Below are 19,296 nucleotides of genomic sequence, written 5' to 3'. Positions count from 1 at the left end.
GCTATTCCAGTTTGTCCTATTTGCGGCAATTTGCCATCGACCGGCTAAAAATAGATCAAAGCTTCGTTCGTGATCTCCCCGAGGACACTGATGCCCAAGCTATTATTTGCGCTATTGTAGCGATGGGGCGCAGCCTTGGTTTACGCGTGATAGTTGAAGGTGTAGAGACAGAAGGCCAAGCGGAGTATCTGCGAAGCGTTCAATGCGATGAAAGCCAAGGTTATCTGTATGCAAGGCCCATGATGCCGAATGATTTTGAGGCTTGGGTAAAAACCAGGAATCCGGTTGTTTAGACGCTCGCGCTATCATTCGTTAACCCTTTATGGGTGAGGGCCGGTTTTTAAAGGGGGTTACCGGATCTATTGGATTTGCTGAAGACGGCAAGCGTAACCTGGTTTTGATTGTCGCCCATTCCCATTAATGTTTCATCCATTGAGGCGATGCTGATAACTATCGACTAGTTGCAAACTGAACGGAGAGTTTTGGCGAGGAAGACGGGCGCAGCTGGCTCATATCCGCCAAAATTACTGGATGTCTTCAGCCTTGCCGGACTATCTTCTGGTGGCGGTACTGCAACCAAATAATATAAATAAGATATTGTTATTTAAAATTAAAAATATTTTTATATTTTTTCATACCCCCAATCATACCCCCAAAACCCCAACGTTTAGTTGATGCATACCTTGCTTCCTTGCTCTAGCTGCACCAAATGTAATTTCTTACTTTTTCAGCACAATCCTTCTTTGACGGTTTGTCTATAGCTTATCTCTCTGCCCGCTGGCCACAATCCTCACCCTTAGGAGGTTGAGCGAGGTTCTTGTATCACACCCACTTCAATAATACGCATTCGTATTGCATTTTGAATAAATAATACGTTCGCGTATTATCTAAGTAATACGTTCGCGTATTCAATAGCTTAGTCCAATAAAGTGTAGTACTATCCCGGGAGGTAGCCGCTTCCCCTAGGCGCCCTCTCCTGCCCGTCCTGTCCCTATTTGGCAGAACTCATAAATCGTCTGGCGATCTTCTGGAGGGCGTCCTGAAAGTGTTTCGATCCGAAGGGTGGCGACAATTTCTTCCCCTTAATTCAGATTTTTCATGGAGGGATAACATGGGCCGTCACTACTCGCCAAAATCATTTTTTCGTCATGTGCCAAATGCAATGCTAAAGCAGTATTTCGACAAAGCAGGCGTGTTGACCGAACACGATTTTTCCGGGGTACCTGAAGCCAAGATAGAACTCATTTACAAGGCTTGGCTATCACTACCGGATGCTCTGCAGAGAAAAACGGAGCGGGACTTTAAAGAAATAGATGCCCTGGCGTGTGAAGGCGGAATCAAGGCGATCATCGATGAAGCTCGGCGCCAGGGGGGAAATATTGCCGAAATACTGAGCCAGAAGGAAGGTTTCCACGAAAAAGTCTTCTGGGTCTTCCTTGAACGACCGGAGTATTGGGCGCGCCAGTGCCTTTTATCGTGCTGACTCTATTAATAGCAGTCATTGGAATGAATGTCGCACCATCAATCGCGCGCCTGCACGGGTAGATGGAGAGAGCATTCAAGCCCTTGAAAAAGCCTTGAGCCATTATTTCCACAACAAGGAAGGGCGAGGCAGGAATTGCACTGTGGAACATTACCGGCGCGGAAACCTGGATTATTTCTTTGCCTATCCCGAAGACTATGCTGACACCTGCATCGAATGGGAGGAAGACGGATTAAGGCGATCAGCACGTCATCCCGCCTTTGAAATCATTTTTGTCTATTCGCACGAAGAAGGAAAGATCAGCCTGTACATGAAAGGCAGCAGGGACACCAGGAAGGATGTTCGAGCCCTATTTGCGGATGCCATTCTTGGGCTGGAGCTCGGCGAATTTGTTGAAGACCAGCGTGTGTATGATCTTTCTCCACTGCAAGATAGTAGCCCTCCTTTCCTCTTCTCACCTGACTCAGGCATTGAAAATGTGGTGATCAGGAAGCTTCGATTGGGGATCGATGGCAAGAGAAAGCGCCTCACACTCGAGGTGAATCCTGATAAAAATCCCAACGCCATTTATGAATTCAGGGATCAATTATGCAGGAACATTCCCCCGTCACAAATTACCATTACCCAGGCAGGGATCGTGGTGGACTACACCGGTGATGCGAAATCACGAAAAACCAGAACCCGCAGTTTCGATATTACCCCGCCGAACTCCTGTTCGCTAAAGCATGAAGGGATCGACGCCATCATACGCCAGATGCTGGTCGATTCCGGTATTGAACCACGTGCCCGCTAATCCTGATTTGACCAGGGACCTCGACTCGCTTCAGGTTGTGCTGGATCGAGTAGGCTATGCCGATCCGCGGGAAGGCGCCTTCTTTTTTTGGGACGAAGTGCAAGATTGGCCTCCTCATGAGTTTAAGGCGCTGATATCAAGTGGTCTCCTGAAGCCAGCAAGATCAACGAAGACCATTGAATGCGATGGGTGCGAGGAGAGGTGTCTGATGCCTGTCGTGATTTATCCAGCTCTCGATGGCAGCCCGGGACGGGCTTTTATTTCATGTGACAAGCGTGACGATATCGGACGCATCCAGGTCAGTTCTGATCGCATGAAGCGCTGGCGCAGCAGTATCGATGCTGTGCGTAAATTTATCGCGACAAATCTTGGATTACGGATCAGCAATGAGCGTGTAGACATCGAGCTCTGGGCTATTGGCATGGCCACCGGAAAGAAACGCCGCCAGAAGCTCTGTCTACAGAGTAGCGGCGAATTAATGCTGGTTGCAGGAAGCAACAGAATTCCGCTGATGGATTTCATTACCTATGGCAACGGCTCGTACTCTCTGGATGAGGAGATGATCTGTCAATTGGTAGATGCCTCTATCACGGCAGACGAGCGTCATACGCCCAACCAGACCAGGCGGGAAGCCGGCAAACTGAAAACGGAGGCAAGGTATGAAAGCTGGCAGAAAGCTTATCGCGCCCTTAAAAAGAAGATCCCTAATAAGCCTGATACCTGGTACGCGCAACAAATCGCCAGGCAGGACATCGGGCGCGGTCGTTGTGCTGAAACCATTAAAAAACACATGAAATTTTAAAAAAAGTTGGGCGGAATTTTTTCGCCCAATTTTATCCGCGTTAAAGCCTTGTATTTACTGCTATTTTTACTTCAGTCATTCATCGCAGCCTTCATTCCGTCAGCATTCCGCTCGTACTAATCCCCTGTTTTTAAATTAAAAATCTCTCCTTGAACAGACTTGTCGCGATATTTTTTCGCCCAAATCGCCCAGTCATGATTCGCCTTGGCAAGTTCATTACTGCTTAAGGAGGTTCGAAGATGAGGAATAAGATTCTACGCGGCCCTGTTGTAGACAGCAGCACAGGAGAGCGGCGTTCCACGAGATATGCCCGTATTTCCAAGGGCTTATTTCCAAAGCCAATTAAACTGGGTCCAAGATCGGTAGGATGGCTCGAAAGCGAAGTAGAAGCAATCAATGCGGCACGCGCGGCCGGGAAAACCGATGATGAAATCCGAGCTTTAGTATTAAAGCTGGAAGCTGCCCGCAAGACTCTTGCTTGAGGGGCGCAACCATGACACGTCAAATGTTGACAGTTTTCGCCAGCGACCCAGGCAAAGGTGGTAAAGGTGGTAAAGGTGGTGAATTCCCGATTACAAACACCGAATTTATCGCCAGCGTGTTTCAGCAGATACCCCCAGGTGCATTCGCGGCCGTTTGTTCAAAACCGGGAGATCCCACTCTTGGAGGATGGACGGCAACCCCTGCAACCCAGGGCATTCCGAATCTTTCTGCCAACCATAACAACTACATCGGGTGTTCGAGTTTCTTTCCCGGCGACGATGACTCATTCAAGGCACGCAAGGATCGCTTTGCAGCCTGCCATTTCCTGATGCTCGACGACATCGGGACGAAGGTCCCGTTCGAGCGATTGGGTAGTTTCGAATTATCCTGGCTGATTGAGACGAGTCCAGGGAACTACCAGGGAGGAATCATTCTTGCCAATCCGATAAGCGATGCGGCAGAAGCGGTACGGTTGCTGACTGCAGTGATCGATGCTGGCCTGTGTGATCCCGGCGCGGCTGGTCCATTGAGCCGCTGGGCACGTCTTCCGGTCGCAATCAATGGCAAGCCAAAACATAAGGATAATCTGGGAGAGCCATTCCATTGCCGTCTCACTGAATGGCGCCCTGAGAAGCGCTACACCTCCCAGGAAATCCTTGCTCGCCTGGAACTGGAGCGGGCGCCAGGAAGGCGGCCGAGGCATTCCAAAACCCGCTCTGTTAAGCGAAGCGAATGGGATGATGACGCTCATGATGTATTGGTGCCACAGGCTGTGGAGAACCCGGTGGTGGCAGCGCTCAAGGCGCGAGGACTTTATAAGACTCCCCTGGGTTCTGGCAAGCATGACATCACCTGTCCATGGGTAGAAGAGCACACTGACGCACTGGATACCGGTGCTGCCTATTTCGAGCCAGACGATCTTTATCAGCTGGGAGGCTTTTGTTGCCAGCATTCCCATGGGGAGAGATATCACATCAAGGATTTGCTGGCAAAGCTTGAGATTCCGAACATAGAGGCACGGCATAAGCCCGTCATTCGGGTGGTTCCGGGCGACCTGCATCGCGTAGTGGATGCAGCTGAAAAAGAACTGGCAGCCCGGGGACGCCATTTTCAGTCTGGCGGACTGATTGTTTCGATCTCAACCGATCCGACCACCGGTGATCCTTCAATTGTTCCAACCAGCCCTCAGGCGCTGGCGAGGGAACTGTCGATTGCCGCAATATGGGAGAAATACGACCGACGTTCAGATGGCTGGGTTCGCTGCGATCCACCCCAGCGGCATGTTTCCATACTCTATGACGCCCAGGAGTTTAAGCATCTGCCTTCGCTTGGCGGCGTAATAAGGCAACCCTATTTTCGCGAATCTGACGGGGAACTCATTACAAAGGCAGGATATGACAAGACGTCTCAGCGCTTCGGAGTGTTCGATCCCCGTCAATTTGTCATACCAGAGCCGACGAGTGAGGAGGCGGCAGCGGCGCTGGCATTGCTTGAAGACCTCCTCGAAGAATTTCATTTCGTCAGCGACACGGATAGGGCTGCGGGTTTATCAGCCATTTTCACGGCTGTAGTACGGTCCTCGCTTCCCTATGCGCCGGGATTCCACGTCCAGGCTCCGGTGTATGGCAGTGGAAAAACCTATCTGTGCGAGCTGATTGGCGCTTTCGCAGGGCCTGGAAGAAACACAAAAGTGAGCTACCCCACTACATCCGAGGAAGCCACCAAGGTAATGCTTTCCCTGCTTCTATCCGGACCTGCCGTTATCGAGTTTGATGACATGGCCACCGACTGGACGCCGCACGGAATCATCAAGCGGGTATTAACAGCCGAGCAGATTACCGATCGCATTTTGGGGGCGAGCAAAACAGCAACGGTAAGCACGCGCACCTTGTTTCTGGGTTCAGGGAATAACGTCGGACCTGTAAGTGATCTGCTGCGGCGGATCGTAACGATTCACCTCGATCCGCGCTGCTCAACTCCTGCCACCCTGAATTACAAAAGTTCGCCTGTCGACAAGGTGCGACAGAACCGGGGAAGGTATGTCGCGGCTGTGCTGAGCATCATCCTGGCGTGGCACAAGGCAGGCTCGCCACGTGCGCGTGTTGAAAATATCGTTACGTTCGGCGGCTCATGGTCGGATTATTGCCGCCATCCGCTCATATGGCTGGGGCAGCCTGATCCAGCCACGGCATTGCTCGAGCAGGTCAGGCACGATCCCGATGCCGAGTTACTTGGAGCGCTGATGATCGAATGGCAAAAAGCATTCGGATCGCGACCGACAACGGTGCGCAAGGCTATAGAGATGGCTGGAAGAAACTATCCTGATCTTCGCGACGCAATGTGTGAGTTTCCAATTGAAGAACGTGGAGAGATCAATCACGTGAAGCTCGGGTGCTTATTGCGGAAAAACGTCAATCGCATCATCAACGGGATGGAATTTCAAAAGGATAAAGCCGAAGGACACAATGGGTGGCGAGTCGTTGTGACCGAATCACCACCTTTACCACCTTTATCCAGGTCGATAACGAAAAGTGTCACCGGCAACAAGAAGATAGTTGGGGGTGAGGTGTGAGTGCCACAGAGATTATCGAAGCAGCCGCCAGGGAGGGGCTGAGCCTCTTTATTAAACTTGGGGGAGGACTGCATTATTTCGGCTACGAAGGTTCAGCCGCCCGCTGGCTTCCCGTTATCCGCGAAAACAAAACAGAAATTCTGGAGGTGCTTAGAGGACAAGACATAACTGCCGTTGGAGCGAATATGGCTTGCGCGGATGCTTCCTCATACTGGTGGCGGTTTTATTATCCGGACGGTACCATCAAGGAGGTCTCGTTTTACCCAGCTGCGACCCGGTCTCAGGCGTTGAGAGGCGAAGCTGGGGCAATAGCGGCGATTCCCTTTGAGGCAGTGCGCCAAACTCCTGCGGCTCCGTTGGGGAAAAAAGATGAAGCTTTACTGCGGCGATGGCTGAGTCAGATCGGAGAAACCAATGAAACCTCCATTCATGTGCTTGAGCAGTGCAACACCGACGAGAGCATGCGAAATTACTATCTCATGAGAGCAAGCGAGGGCTTGGCCGAGCCGTGCTGAGATGAAAAAATTGCAAACACTCGCACTTACACCCAAGCAGCAGCGATTCGTGGTTGAGTATTGCGTTGATTTTAACGCTACAGCAGCGTATATCCGTGCCGGCTATGACGCCCGGGGGAATTCGGCAGAAGCAGCGGCCTCTCGATTGTTAAGTAATGTTAAGGTTCAGGAAGCCATCGAGCAGAAGCAAAGGGAGGTCGCCAAACGGTGTGAACTGACCACCGAGAATATCGTGCGGGAGGCCGCAGCAGTCGCGTTCTCGGACATTCGGAAACTCTTCAACAGGGATGGATCACCGAAAGCCATCCATGAAATGGACGATGCCACGGCTGCTGCTATCTCAACCATCGAAGTCGGTCAGACCATTACGGATGGCAAGGTGACAGGGAGGACGTGCAGGATAAGGTTATGGGACAAGAACAGTGCCCAGGAGCGGCTGTTCAGGCACATGGGACTCTTTCGCAAGGAGAGCGCACTCAAACAGCCACTTCGCAAGATGAAGGTGGTCTTTGTCTCGTCGGACGGCGAAGTGGTGCCGTTCTCCGGCCACAGAAACGCCAGAGAAACCTGACTTGTCTTTTTTTAACAGCCGCGGCCTGACTTCGAAACCAGTAGGGCAGGGTGCCACTAACCCAAGCAAGGTGACTGTGGCTGCACCAACATTGCCGAATAGCAAACCGGGCGTAAAAAGGAAGGTGATTTGTAAAAGTGCTATAGGTATGAGTTATGGGACTTCTAATATTTTTTGATTTACTCTGATTTTTAGCTACTTTTATAGCAGGAAGTGCCCTCTCATGTCTTGAGTAACTTGGTAGAGGAAGGGAGTGGAGTAATAGATACCCAAAATAAGCGAAATCTCATCGAGCCCTGGACATAACGAACGTGCAGCTAGTGGAAGGCATTGCATCAGCAGGCTGCTGAGTTGTTGCCGTGTCGCGCTACTCTGATCACCTAGACTTATTGGTGATCGGTACCCGACAACTGCATTTACAGCACCTGGTCGGCCGTCCGATTTCATCACGAATTTCATATCATGAACTTCATAGTCCCCTCAAAACCGCGCACGATATGGATTATCCTGTCGTTCCTCATTCTGGCCTCTTGCGCCCACCTGCGTGGTATCCACCGGGAGCCATACCGCTATCTTGTTGATCCATCAATAGTCCCGTCTCAATCTGAGCTACCAGGGCTTAATGGGGGACCGCCCCGTAAGGTAGCGGTGCTCGTGGGACCTACCGGTAGAAAGGATGAGTTCGTCGTGAACGAGGTGATTTACCGGCCAAGGAATCCCCAAGAATTGCAATCCTTCCTGGCAGCCTACGGTGGGACAGTATTGCGCGACGGGAAACCATTCCTGCTGCCGGAAGTTGCGGCGCGAAATCCCGAGCAGCCCTCGAGTGGATGGTATCTGATCAGAATCGACCCGCAGCGATCGGGGCTCAACGATCTCGCTACCTACATGGAGCGGGGAGGCTCCCAGGGATTGCATGTGTTTTCATCCGAAGATGCGGCCCGATTAGGAGCCCTGTTGGCACGGGAAAAGATGCGTAATGGACTGACGATCAGTCCTAATATCTTGCTGCACCACCAGAGAGTGGAGGAGCATCCCGATGGTGCCGGTGGCTTTCTGGATGCCGAACGCTGGTGGTGGATGACCGAAGATGACGATCCGAATATGCCCGGTGATCAGGGCCTCTCGATAGGCGTCATTCACGCCTGGCGCTACCTTAGCTATAAGGGAGTCCCCTCGCCCGGTGTCTGGACTCCACCCATTGTAGCGATCGTGGATAGCGGGTTCGACGTGGACGCCGCCGGAAGACCCATCAACGCCCAACCCGATTTTTTCCCCTCCCGCCCGCTTCAGATGGATTTGATTGATTTCGACGGCAGCGCGGACGGCCCCTCGCCAAGTGCGCCTTGGCACGGGCAGGAAGTCGCCGCCGTTGCCACGGCGCTGCATGCCAACCGGTTTGGTGGTGCGGGCACTGGCAGTCAGATTGCCTGGCCCATGCTCATACGTATAGATGCGACCGCCTACATGATGGCCGATGCCATCAGGTCCGCGACCATTAACGGGGCACACGTTGTCAATATCAGCATTTCCGGTGGATGTGATGTGTGGGACTGGATATGCGGCATTCCACCCAACGATATTTACGCTGCTATGGAAAGCGCGGCCCTCTTCGCGGCGAGCAGCGGGACCATCGTCGTCGCCAACTCGGGAAACGAGGGGGTCAGCCTTGATGATGATGACCGTATCCCCTGCGAGACGTCCACCGTAATCTGCGTGGGTGCAATCAATCGGGAGGGCTATAACTTGTTTAATTATGGGTCCTCCGTTGATATCTGGGCGCCCAGCGGAATTGCCTCGACAGTGATTCCAGGACGGGTGGGATTGCAAGGGATGGATGCGATATGTTGTTTCCACGGCACAAGCGCGGCTACCCCGTTCGTTTCCGGTGTCGTTGCGCTGATGAAGGCACTTGATCCTTCGCTGCCCTGGTTCCGGGTTGAGGAGTACCTGAAGGAAACCGCGAACCCCAGCCCCGATCCGAAAGTACGAGGCTATATCGATGCGTTCCGTGCGGTCGAGCGTGTCCGCCGAAATATGCCACCGTCTATTACAATCGATATTCCCCGTGATGGAACCACCATTCCCTATAACCGGAATATATATCTGCATGCGAAGGTAGTGGATCCCGAACGGAGTAATGATTTTTTCGGTACTGTGGTTTTCACCTCCGATCGGGATGGGGAGCTCTGCCGGACTACAGGATACGTAACCAGTTGCGAAGGCCCGGTCCCGAGTATGGGACCTCATATAATCTCAGCTACCGCTGACGATCAATATGGTGGCATAACCGCTGCTGCCCCAATTGCTGTAACAGTCATCAACCAGGTTCCTGTCGCGAGTATTATCCTGCCGAACGATGGCGCAACATTTTTTGCCGATCAGACGATCAACTTCCGTGGCTACGGATTTGATTGGGACGAATTGATTCCGCCTGCAAATTTAATCTGGACCTCAAGCCTCAATGGTACGCTTGGATCGGGGCGGGAAATACAAACACCCTTGAACATTGGAACCCACACTATCACCCTCACGGCCACAGATTCATCGGGTCAAAGCGGGCAGGCAAGCATTTTGTTGACGGTTCAGGCAGCAGCAGGCCATCCTACGGCTCGTATTCTTGCACCCGCGACAGGTACTATGTTCGGCCCGGGCATGGATATCACGTTCCAGGGTGAAGGCACTGACCCCCAGGAGGGACCATTGCCCGACTCGGCCCTGTTATGGTACTCAGATGTTGATGGATTTCTCGGGATGGGAAGAACGCTAACCAAAGCGCTCAGCGGACCTGCTGTACCTTGCAACCCTGAGACTGTTCCTCATACGATTACCTTGAAAGTACGGGATAAAGATGGCAATGAGGCAACACATTTCATCCAGGTATGGGTCGGCTATATTTGTTAAAAATTATTCGAAACATTCCTGGCGTGTTGACTTGCGCGTCTAATGCCTTCACTTTAGCGCCTGCTTAGGTATTAATGCTTCAATGCACCTTTACCCGGTAGAGAGTTCTGAATCCTCCATTCGGCAAGGACTCATCCAATACATCGAAAAGTTCCGAGGCGATCAGTAGCCGTTTGAGAGTCGAGTGCCCGTATCGCTCCTTCATGTGTGCCCCCTCATCCGACTCATGGATACGTGCAAGCCGGCCTGCATCCGCAAGATTGGTCCAACCATCAGGACGAGCTTTTTGTGTTGCCACCTCTCTCAATAAGGCCACGAGTGGACTATTTTGTAGCCAATCCAACTCCAGCAGACGCTCGCCCTCGTTCGAGGCCAGAAAAGCTGCCAGCGTCTCCTGGGCCTGTTGCATGGATTTTGCGACTGACTTGAGGTGCTCGAACATCGGCAGCACTTTTTCGTACTGTTGATCGAGGTAGGCGGAAGCCGCAGTCATATGTTCGAGCGAGTCTGGATGCCATCGAGGCAGAAAGTGATGGACCAGGTCATTACGCTCACGCACCATCAGTTCCAGATCGGAACGCTGGGACTCCATGAAGTCGTTGTTGCTAGCAATTGTGAAAGTGTACGACATCCATGCTTGCGTTACCTCTTTCTGCTCCTTTGTGAGCTCACCTGCATGAGAGACCTCGCCACCGTACTGCTTGATCAGTTCCCCCATCGTTCGTGCCTGGATTTTTCCCGCCCGCTTCTGGTGGCGTTCCACGAAATCAATTGTGGTGCCGTCTGCACGGTGATTGGTAACGACGAATTTCAGCAATCTTTCAATCTGCTGGAACAGCAGCACATTGCGACCAATCTTGCGAAGTACTTCGTCGCTCAGTTCCTTCATACGCGATAACTGCGTTCTCCCGTCGCTTTGACTGTCGACTGGCTGATCTGGCGCACCGTGAATATGCTTTCTCTGCCGAAATAATAGGGAGGTGGTGCCGCGGGAGAAATTGATTGCTTCAGACCATGAAAAAGCCCTTGCGTGGATTACGATACAAGGGCTGAAATTGCCACGCCGTACTCCCGAAGTTACGGTCGCCCCGGCATCAGATCGTACCGGGCGGGATGGTTCAATCCTCCATCAGCTAGAAGAAGCTGTACGCAAGAGCTTGCCGATCAATGTACCAAAAGGTGGTAGCGATGTAAATCGGCTGCTTTCTCCCACACTGCTTCCCCCTGTCCTCGCCGCTGCGACCGCACAGATCACATCGTCGATACTCTGATCTACAATTTCCAGACCGCTTCAAGCCCTGAAGAACATCCAGAAGAACTTGTAACCTGCAACCCGAGCGCACCATGCAGTGCGGCGGAGAAGCGCTACTTGACACCATGCGAAGGATGGACGGCTTCATTAAGAGCGCCATCCCTGTCCCTGAAGCCGTTCGTGGAAGGCACGGGGGAAAGACGCAAAGGCCGCACTTGGCTTAGGAACATGGGAGCGAACAATACGCTCCGGCCACAAGCCAAGGCGACCCTTGACGCGGCGAGTGTATCTGGCACGGACCATTTGCGCAATCCCGGAGCGTTTACACGCACAGCAAGAACTCGATCAGCCTACGAGAAGCGCATTGATGAATTGTTCAATGGTGGGGCCCCCAACTATATAGGCGTGGTGGCTGTAGACAGGTCCGATGTGCTGGATATGTTGGGATACGGAAGCGGGCCTGTCCGTTTGGAAGAGAGCAAAGTAACCCGAGGGATGGACAAGGAAATCTGTCCGCCGAGCACTGGAAGAAGGTCCCGGCATGGATGGATGCCCCTGCACTGGTGTTCGATTCTGCCACCGTGCCGGGGAGGCTTGTGTTCTTCGCACCCGAACAGCTTAATGGCGAGCCGATTGTGATGATTATTGATCCGGCAGCGGATAAAAAAGGAGTAACGGTAAACCTGCTGGTAAATGCTTATGACAAGGGCGGCGGGAAAATTCCGTTTCGCAGATGGATTGATGGGGAGAGCCGTAATGGGGGTTGCTACGGTACTACGACAAAGCAAAAAGCCCCGCGATCTGGCACGTTCTGTACTTCGATTGTCCAGTCTGGCCCAAGCGCGGAGCTTGAAAGGAAAGATATATCGGGATGCTGATTTAGTCAAGTATCGTAACAGCAACCCCTTCTTTTCCCCCTCTGCCATCCAGCTTATACACTCGAGGCGTAGGAAATAGTAACGCCAGCGCCAAGTGCTGTGGTGACCAGGGCTTCTTCCGATTTAGATCGGACACCTACTGGCGACGCTGGCGTTAATCCTAGATTGGCCGATAGGACTGCCATTGTCAAGGTCGAGGTCAAGCCCGACGGGCATTCAGGATGTATGACAAACGCAAAGGCCGCGATTTGCTTGAGAACACTCCGCGTCCATTCGCGGCGTTCTCTTGTCAACGCAACCCTTGACGCGCGATTGTAATCTGGCACCGATCACCTTCGCGATCCCTCCGCATTCCATCTCAGCTCTTCCGATACAAGCGGATCACAACGCCGAAAACTAACTCTCGGAATGGTCCTGGAAACCCAAGCGGATCAAGCGGGCGCCTATCTAACAGATTATCCGGACTCTTAACGGGGGGCGGGGAGGCCGCGAGTGAGGCCTAGCAGTGCCAATCCGGGGACCAATTAACTGCTAGTTGATATGGAGTTCCCAATGGGACTCAGGAACAATTACCAGGGGAGTTCCTGAGTCTCTGTAGCTGACCGCCCGGGCTATCTTGAGAGCAAAGCTTGTATGTTTCCAAATCTCAGAACCAACATTGCCAATGACGAGGTAGTGGAGCTTCTTTGTAATGTTGTTGACTGTTGTACCACCTCGTTCTATAACGGCTGCCCGGCAAGCGGCACGCGGACCGAAGCCAAAGACACCGGTAAAGCAGAAACTGCGGTTCTCGAAGATGATGTCAGGAAGAGGGTCGTTGACGGGCAGGGAAGATGGCTTAACCCACAGGTCAGTTAACCGCGGTCTGGCTATTCTCATAATGAGACTTAGCAATTCACTTCGCTCGTCCGAATCGAGAGCACTCTCCGCGAGCAGCATACGAAGCCGGTCATAAAGAACGCTGGCCGGCCAAGTGTCGAGACACAGGCGGTGGTTATCCAGCCACATGAGAATTCCATCCACCTCTTCCTGGCCAAGGCGGCCGTCCTGGAGGCAAATTTCGCATATACCCGCCAACTGCGTAATATCCCGTTCTATGGGACGGTCTGCATGAATATGCAATGGACGCGGGTCTTCAGTATCTTTGATCGTACTCACAGTTCTCCCTCACAGTATTTTAGGGTTTATAGCAGTTCTGCCACGCCATCTCCCCACTAATCCCCGCCGTTGATTGTTCCGGCGCCTAGCCACGGGCGTAATACCATCTTGTCTCATCCTGCTCGAACTTCCGCACATCCTTCCTTCGATAGTTCCGGAATTCCCAGGGGGGAATAGGGGAAGGGTCAGACCATAGGCCTCGTCTTGCTATCCAGGCATCGTACTGTAGGATGTAAAGACTCTGGTCTTTGGCGTTTTTACGATATACCCACGCCATGCCGCCGTAGACCTGCGCAGCGTTCGCGTCAATGCCCTCACACTTCACCTGCGCCACTACACGGCGGTTGCGGTCCTTGACTAGTGGTCTTACTTCGGCTTCTGCGCCAAAGCAAAGATCAGAAAGAGACTGCTTTGAAAGCATCCCGAATGGTTGTCGGCGCTCTGGCGCTTCAATTCCCGCCAGCCTGATTTTGACCTGCTGCTTGTTGGGCTTTAGAACGGTAAGGGTGTCGCCGTCAGAAATCCCAATAACGGTGGCAAGGAAGACGGCGGTAAGCATGAAGAGGTTTCTTAGTTGTCGTACCCGTCATTGCCGTAAATCGTTGGCGGATTGGTCGCGTAAGGATTGTTCGCGCTATCGTTGCTGTAGGGGCTGCCGTATTGGCCGTAGGGGTTATTGATGCTGTCCTGGCTGTACTCGCTTCCGTAGCGGCCATAGGGATTGTTAACCGAGTCCGCATCGTATGGATTGGCACTCAAGTTGCCTAGATACTTTCCTGTTTGCCGGTCCCGAAGATGCGGCGGCTCGGCCTGTGTAATACCGGAAAGCAGGAAACCGAGCAGGGCAGGGACGATGACTTTCATGTCATTCTCTTTCTTATTGTCTTGATTAGCAGAGGCGTATCTTTACAGAAATATTCCTCATTTCTTAAGGGCAATAACCTGATCCACCCGGTTGTCGCTGTCGTAGCTTACTTCATACGCCATCTCATCGCCGCTAAATACACCTTCTGCAGGTGTTCCCACCACTTCCCATAGCCCCAGTGTCAGTACGTCTGCGGCCCCATGAAATACTGCCCGGCCAGCTTTAGCTCCAGCAGAGTAGCCCTGGACGAATTTGTAGATCTCATATTTCTTTCCGTCTCTTACTTCGCTAACTGTCGGTGGCCCGAATTCCGCCAGCAACATGCTTCGCGGCGTTCCTAATGCAAATAGCTCCACATTCTTCTTATCGGGCTGTTTGGCTGCCATGAATACTGAGCAGCTTGTAAGCATGATTGAAAAGATAGTAACCGCTATGAATTTCGTTATTGTCACGACACCTTCCCTCTTGAGATTGCGGCATCAAACACTGCCGTTTGCGTGGCGTAATTATTATTGACTTGCCGTGCCAGGGCTATTGGACTGAGGTACACCGTAGGGGAGCGAGTGCTTATTTCTCAAGCACGGGGTGCGCCAGATTTTATGCAACGGGGAAAGTGGGGCGTGGGGGGTGAATTTCATGACCCATTGCTGTAGATCATTTCATTATTAATTTCCCTCCTGAAACTCAACTTGAGTAAAGCTTTTCGGAGAGGGGATTTCAAGAGATAGTTTTAGGAAAGATTTTTGGCCAGAAGTGGATTCACTTGACCCTTTTTTACAGTTCTTCGAAAAACGACCGTTTGAGTGCGAAAACCAAATCGGCTAGCGTTAAGACCGAGTTTATATTTAAGATAAATTCACTCTGTCGAATTCCCCTCGTAGGCCTCAATACCCACGCTGATCCTCTGGTGTACCTCGGTACAGTAGCAAATACTGCTGAGTTCAGTAAAATTCGCGACCAGCGTTTATGTACCCTGTTCACAATGTTTGAAATTAATTCAGAGGTTCTCTTTCGCGCTCTTCGAAATCTAACGATATTGCCGACTGTCCTTAGTGCGTACAAACTCAACGGTAGCACCACGCGCTTAGGGGGCGTGTTTTGAGCGGGCAATCCGAATTATTCAGGGGGCAGCTAAACCGACTCCTCAAGATGTCCGTGCTAGCCGGAGATCTGCCTGCTGTGAAGCTTCACATCCGGCGCGGAGAGAACGTCAATTCCAAGGATGATAAGGGCAGATCTCCCCTCACCTTGGCCGTGTCAAAGGGCCATGTCGAAATATGCAAAATTCTCCTCGAGGCTGGCGCCGACGTGCGAGAACGCGACGACGAAGGCAATGACGCGCTCTCAATTGCCATAGGTTCTGGCTTTGTTGGGCTTGCTCTCATCTTGACAGAGCACCAGGAACGAGCGCTTGCTCAATATTCAGCTGAGGAACAGCACAAAAAATATCCTTTAGCGGAATCGCAACGGGCAAATTATGAAGTAAGCGCTGATGAGGATCGCTGGGATCTATCTTGCTGGCAGGCTGTCGAGGATTCAACCCCCCCACCGTCTGATGGAGAGTGCCTAACCCTGGTGTCGGCTCTCCAGAGCAATATCTCGGCGCATATCCCGATAGACACATCGGAGGATTGGTCGGACATAGATATCGACCTGCCTAATTTTCAGCGAGATCGGTCGCGCAAAATTGCTTTGAGCGAGGATGATCGTTTTGCGGTACAGGATATCCTTTTTGTGGGGATGCGGGATGGGAGTGTGCCGCGCTGGCGGATAACAGAGTTAGTCCTTGGAGACGACGGAGAAGTCGACCCAGAGTCTGAGATGCGGCTGTTATTCGCCCTAGGGGACTTGGGAATCGCAATCGACGAGGCAGATTGGTCATTACACCCCGGTGAATCCACTCTCGTCGGTGAGGAATGGGAGCGTATGGCGGAAGAAGCAATATCCTTTCTCACCCAGCGAACATATCGGGATAACGTTCAACTCTATCAAAAGGATATCGGTTCAATTAAATTGCTCTCGCGCGAGGAGGAAATCAAAATCGCGAAGCGCATCGAGGATGGCCTGAAGCAGATTATACAGGCACTTTCTGCCTCCCCCCCCAGCATCGCAGAAATTCTCGAATTAGCGACCGAGGTAGTCCAGGATGCGACGGCGGATGATCTGGTAGATGGCCTATTTGACAAAGAGACACAAGTTATCGCAGAGGAAGAAATTTCTAATGAACTTTTCGAGCTGGAGCTTGACGCCGCACATTTCGATGAAGGGGGTGACGTCGTGGGGTCCAGTGACAAAATGTTTCGGTCAAAGGCAACTGCTCTGGACCGTTTTGCAGTGATCCAGAACGCTTATCTCGACATGAAGAAGGCACTGAAAAGAGGGTCCGGTAACAAAGCGTACAAAGACATCCAGGATAAAATTTCAGCTGAACTCATGGCCCTCGACTTCTCGGCGAAGATGGTGGAAAGACTCTGCGATAGCCAGCGATGCCTCGTGGATGAAATGCGCAGCTATGAACGAAAGGTTAGGGAATTATGCGTAACCAAGGCGGGAATGCCACTTAATCACTTTATCAAGACCTTTACAGGAAATGAGAGCAATCTAGATTGGATCACGCAGGAGATCGCACTGGCCAAGCCGTATAGTCAAGCACTGGAACAATATCAGCCGACGATCGTGGAGCAGCAGCAAAACTTGGTGACGCTGCAAAAAAGGGTCGGTATACCCTTGAAGGAGCTCAAAGAGATCAATCGCCGGATATCAACAGGTGAGGCCAAGGTGCGTCGGGCAAAGCGTGAAATGACTGAGGCAAACTTGCGGCTGGTGGTTTCCATAGCCAAGAAATACACCAATTTTGGATTGCAGTTCCTGGATCTTATTCAGGAAGGCAATATCGGTCTCATGAAAGCGGTGGATAAATTCGATTATCGACGTGGCTACAAATTTTCCACCTACGCCACTTGGTGGATTCGCCAAGCCATTACCCGCTCCATCGCTGATCAGGCGCGCACTATTCGCATTCCAGTGCATATGATCGAGACGATAAACAAGATGAACCGAATTTCGCGTCAGATCCTGCAGGAAACCGGACAGGAACCCAAACCCGCTTTGCTTGCGCAGAGAATGGAAATGCCGGAAGAGAAGATTCGCAAGATCCTGAAGATTTCGGAAGAGCCGATCTCCCTTGAAACGCTTATTGGGGACGATGAAGACTCCTATCTCGGCGATTTCATCGAGGATTCTGCAACCATGTCGCCAGCGGATGCTGCGATTTTTACCATCTTGAGGGATGTAACCAAAGAGACCTTGGATTCACTGCCGCCTCGTGAAGCCAAAGTGCTGCGCCTGCGTTTTGGAATCGAATTAACTACGGACTACACGCTGGAAGAGATTGGCGAGCAATTCGATGTCACTCGTGAACGTATCCGTCAGATCGAGGCGAAGGCCCTGCGCCTTCTGCGTCATCCCTCGCGCGCTGAACGTTTGCGAAGTTTCCTGGAGTGTGACCATGAACCCTAGCAAGTCGCGCCATTTACCCCCGAAAGCTGGGCCGATGATCGAATCTCTGCGTGGCCTGGGTTATTCTACAGCCACAGCCCTCGCGGACGTTATCGACAACAGTATTACAGCGGGTGCGTGCAACGTCGAAGTTTTTTTCTCGTGGAGGGAAACCAGGAGCACGATCGCCGTACTGGACGACGGTAGCGGAATGGATGAGGAGGAGCTCAGCCTTGCGATGCGCCTAGGCGAGAGAAATCCGCGCGACAAACGAGCTGCCCAAGACCTTGGTCGGTTTGGCTTGGGACTAAAAACAGCTTCTTTTTCTCAATGCCGAAGATTAACTGTCGCTAGCCGCAAGGCGGGTCGGACCAGTTGCCTACGGTGGGATCTAGACGTGCTCGCAGCAAGCAAGGATGACGGATGGCATCTCCTTGAGGGACCCGCGTACGGTTCGGAGAGCCTGATAGCCCCGTTAAATTTGGTTGATCGTGGGACTCTCGTGCTTTGGGAAGAACTCGACAGGATCGTTACGCTGGGCTTCTGTAAGCAAGATTTTCTGGATCTGGTCGACACAGTCGAGCGGCATCTTGCCATGGTCTTCCACCGCTTCCTCCACGGGACCCAGCCGCAGCTTCATCTGACGATTAACGGTCGCTCTGTCCAACCCTGGGATCCATTTCTCACTAGACACACAGCTACTTGGTCTTCTCCTTTGGAGCGTATCGATGCGGACGGAGGGCAGGTGACGGTGCGATGTCACGTGTTGCCACACAAGGATCGGCTAGATGAACGCGACTACAATTCGGCAGGTGGACCCGATGGCTGGACAGCTCACCAAGGCTTTTATGTTTACAGGAATGAGCGACTTCTCGTTGCAGGTAGCTGGTTGGGTCTCGGGCGGGGACGCTCTTGGACAAAGGAGGAGGCCTACCGGCTGGCCCGAATCAGGCTTGATATTCACAATACGGCCGACGCCGACTGGAAGATTGACGTCCGAAAATCCACAGCCAAGCCACCTGTATCGATCAGGGAGCGCCTGACTCGGCTCGCCGAGGATTCCCGGGAGAGAGCGCGCCGAGTTTTTGCCCACAGGGGGCAAATAGTGAGGACAGGGAGCAGCGAACCTCTTGTGCAGGCTTGGCGAGCGGAGCACTTCAAAGGTGGCATACGCTATCGGATAGAAACCGACCATCCCGCAGTACGATCGGTCCTCGACGATGCTGGACTTCTTGCCCCCCAAGTACGAGCTATGCTCCGCATCCTTGAAGAGACGCTTCCCGTACAACGGATCTGGCTAGATACAACAGAGGCACGTGAAACGCCGCGAACGGGCTTTACAGGTGAGCCGCCTTCGGCCGTCTGCGCAATCCTATCAGTTGTATATAGGAACATGATACTGCGGAAGGGGCTGTCTCCCGCGCTTGCACGTGAGCAGTTGCTCCACACAGAACCTTTTAACAACCATCCGGACCTAGTGGCGAGCCTCCCTGAAGAGCTGGCCTCCGGTGAGGAGTGAGCA

Annotated in this window: 18 protein-coding genes; 13 read left to right on the top strand and 5 right to left on the bottom strand. The window is 52.4% G+C overall.

The features are described from left to right. From BMY01_RS09220 to BMY01_RS09185, 9 genes are all read left to right on the top strand, one after another. Nucleotides 1–293, top strand: a 293-nt coding sequence (locus BMY01_RS09220) for an EAL domain-containing protein (protein WP_139176836.1), incomplete at its 5' end; no start/stop codon positions are given. 818 nt (nt 294–1,111) lie between these two features. Further along, nucleotides 1,112–1,483, top strand: coding sequence for a hypothetical protein (locus BMY01_RS17030; protein ID WP_081353858.1), 372 nt, complete (start codon nt 1,112–1,114; stop codon nt 1,481–1,483). Between the two features lie 94 nt (nt 1,484–1,577). Continuing rightward, complete coding sequence (locus BMY01_RS17025; RefSeq protein WP_081353857.1) at nt 1,578–2,276, top strand: hypothetical protein; 699 nt, start codon at nt 1,578–1,580, stop codon at nt 2,274–2,276. A gap of 208 nt (nt 2,277–2,484) precedes the next feature. After that, complete coding sequence (locus BMY01_RS09210) at nt 2,485–3,078, top strand: hypothetical protein (RefSeq protein ID WP_139176834.1); 594 nt, start codon at nt 2,485–2,487, stop codon at nt 3,076–3,078. A gap of 239 nt (nt 3,079–3,317) precedes the next feature. Beyond that, nucleotides 3,318–3,560, top strand: a complete 243-nt coding sequence (locus BMY01_RS09205) for a helix-turn-helix transcriptional regulator (RefSeq protein WP_074746459.1) — start codon at nt 3,318–3,320, stop codon at nt 3,558–3,560. Nucleotides 3,561–3,571: 11 nt separating this feature from the next. Further along, entirely contained in the window at nt 3,572–6,133 is a 2,562-nt protein-coding gene (locus BMY01_RS09200; protein ID WP_081353856.1) for a DNA-primase RepB domain-containing protein, read from the top strand. Beyond that, complete coding sequence (locus tag BMY01_RS09195) at nt 6,130–6,648, top strand: hypothetical protein (RefSeq protein WP_074746455.1); 519 nt, start codon at nt 6,130–6,132, stop codon at nt 6,646–6,648. The genes BMY01_RS09200 and BMY01_RS09195 overlap by 4 nt, the downstream gene beginning before the upstream one ends. 1 nt (nt 6,649) lies before the next feature. Next, nucleotides 6,650–7,219 (top strand): terminase small subunit, encoded by a 570-nt coding sequence (locus BMY01_RS09190; RefSeq protein ID WP_074746453.1) that lies wholly within the window; start codon nt 6,650–6,652, stop codon nt 7,217–7,219. A 462-nt stretch (nt 7,220–7,681) separates the two neighbouring features. Continuing rightward, entirely contained in the window at nt 7,682–10,123 is a 2,442-nt protein-coding gene (locus tag BMY01_RS09185) for a S8 family serine peptidase (protein ID WP_081353855.1), read from the top strand. Nucleotides 10,124–10,202: 79 nt separating this feature from the next. Here the strand turns inward: BMY01_RS09185 and BMY01_RS09180 are convergent, their stop codons facing one another. Beyond that, nucleotides 10,203–11,012: an OST-HTH/LOTUS domain-containing protein gene (locus tag BMY01_RS09180; RefSeq protein ID WP_074746449.1), complete on the bottom strand. Its 810-nt coding sequence runs from the start codon at nt 11,010–11,012 to the stop codon at nt 10,203–10,205. A gap of 109 nt (nt 11,013–11,121) precedes the next feature. On the opposite strand from BMY01_RS09180, the gene BMY01_RS09175 reads away from it, so the two are divergent. Together BMY01_RS09175 and BMY01_RS09170 are read left to right on the top strand one after the other, a co-directional pair. After that, complete coding sequence (locus tag BMY01_RS09175) at nt 11,122–11,394, top strand: hypothetical protein (protein WP_139176832.1); 273 nt, start codon at nt 11,122–11,124, stop codon at nt 11,392–11,394. Nucleotides 11,395–11,746: 352 nt separating this feature from the next. Further along, nucleotides 11,747–12,253: a MuF-C-terminal domain-containing protein gene (locus BMY01_RS09170; protein ID WP_368086236.1), complete on the top strand. Its 507-nt coding sequence runs from the start codon at nt 11,747–11,749 to the stop codon at nt 12,251–12,253. Between the two features lie 531 nt (nt 12,254–12,784). On the opposite strand, the gene BMY01_RS09165 is transcribed toward BMY01_RS09170, so the two are convergent. From BMY01_RS09165 to BMY01_RS09150, 4 genes are all read right to left on the bottom strand, one after another. Beyond that, nucleotides 12,785–13,411, bottom strand: coding sequence for a BRCT domain-containing protein (locus tag BMY01_RS09165; RefSeq protein ID WP_074746443.1), 627 nt, complete (start codon nt 13,409–13,411; stop codon nt 12,785–12,787). Between the two features lie 85 nt (nt 13,412–13,496). Beyond that, nucleotides 13,497–13,970, bottom strand: coding sequence for a thermonuclease family protein (locus tag BMY01_RS09160; RefSeq protein ID WP_074746441.1), 474 nt, complete (start codon nt 13,968–13,970; stop codon nt 13,497–13,499). 11 nt (nt 13,971–13,981) lie between these two features. Further along, entirely contained in the window at nt 13,982–14,275 is a 294-nt protein-coding gene (locus BMY01_RS09155) for a hypothetical protein (protein ID WP_074746439.1), read from the bottom strand. Nucleotides 14,276–14,332: 57 nt separating this feature from the next. Then, on the bottom strand, nt 14,333–14,662 hold the full coding sequence (locus BMY01_RS09150) for a hypothetical protein (RefSeq protein ID WP_254772680.1): 330 nt from the start codon (nt 14,660–14,662) through the stop codon (nt 14,333–14,335). A 763-nt stretch (nt 14,663–15,425) separates the two neighbouring features. Here BMY01_RS09150 and rpoD point away from each other — a divergent pair. Next, a complete protein-coding gene (gene rpoD, locus BMY01_RS09140) occupies nt 15,426–17,795 on the top strand; it encodes an RNA polymerase sigma factor RpoD (RefSeq protein WP_081353854.1) in 2,370 nt (789 codons plus the stop codon). Continuing rightward, on the top strand, nt 17,785–19,293 hold the full coding sequence (locus BMY01_RS09135; protein ID WP_217638643.1) for an ATP-binding protein: 1,509 nt from the start codon (nt 17,785–17,787) through the stop codon (nt 19,291–19,293). The genes rpoD and BMY01_RS09135 overlap by 11 nt, the downstream gene beginning before the upstream one ends. The last annotated feature ends 3 nt before the right edge of the window (nt 19,294–19,296 follow it).

Source organism: Nitrosospira multiformis, assembly GCF_900110185.1.
In the GTDB taxonomy this organism is placed as follows: Bacteria; Pseudomonadota; Gammaproteobacteria; order Burkholderiales; family Nitrosomonadaceae; genus Nitrosospira; species Nitrosospira multiformis_A.
This window is presented reverse-complemented; position numbering and strand designations above follow the sequence as displayed.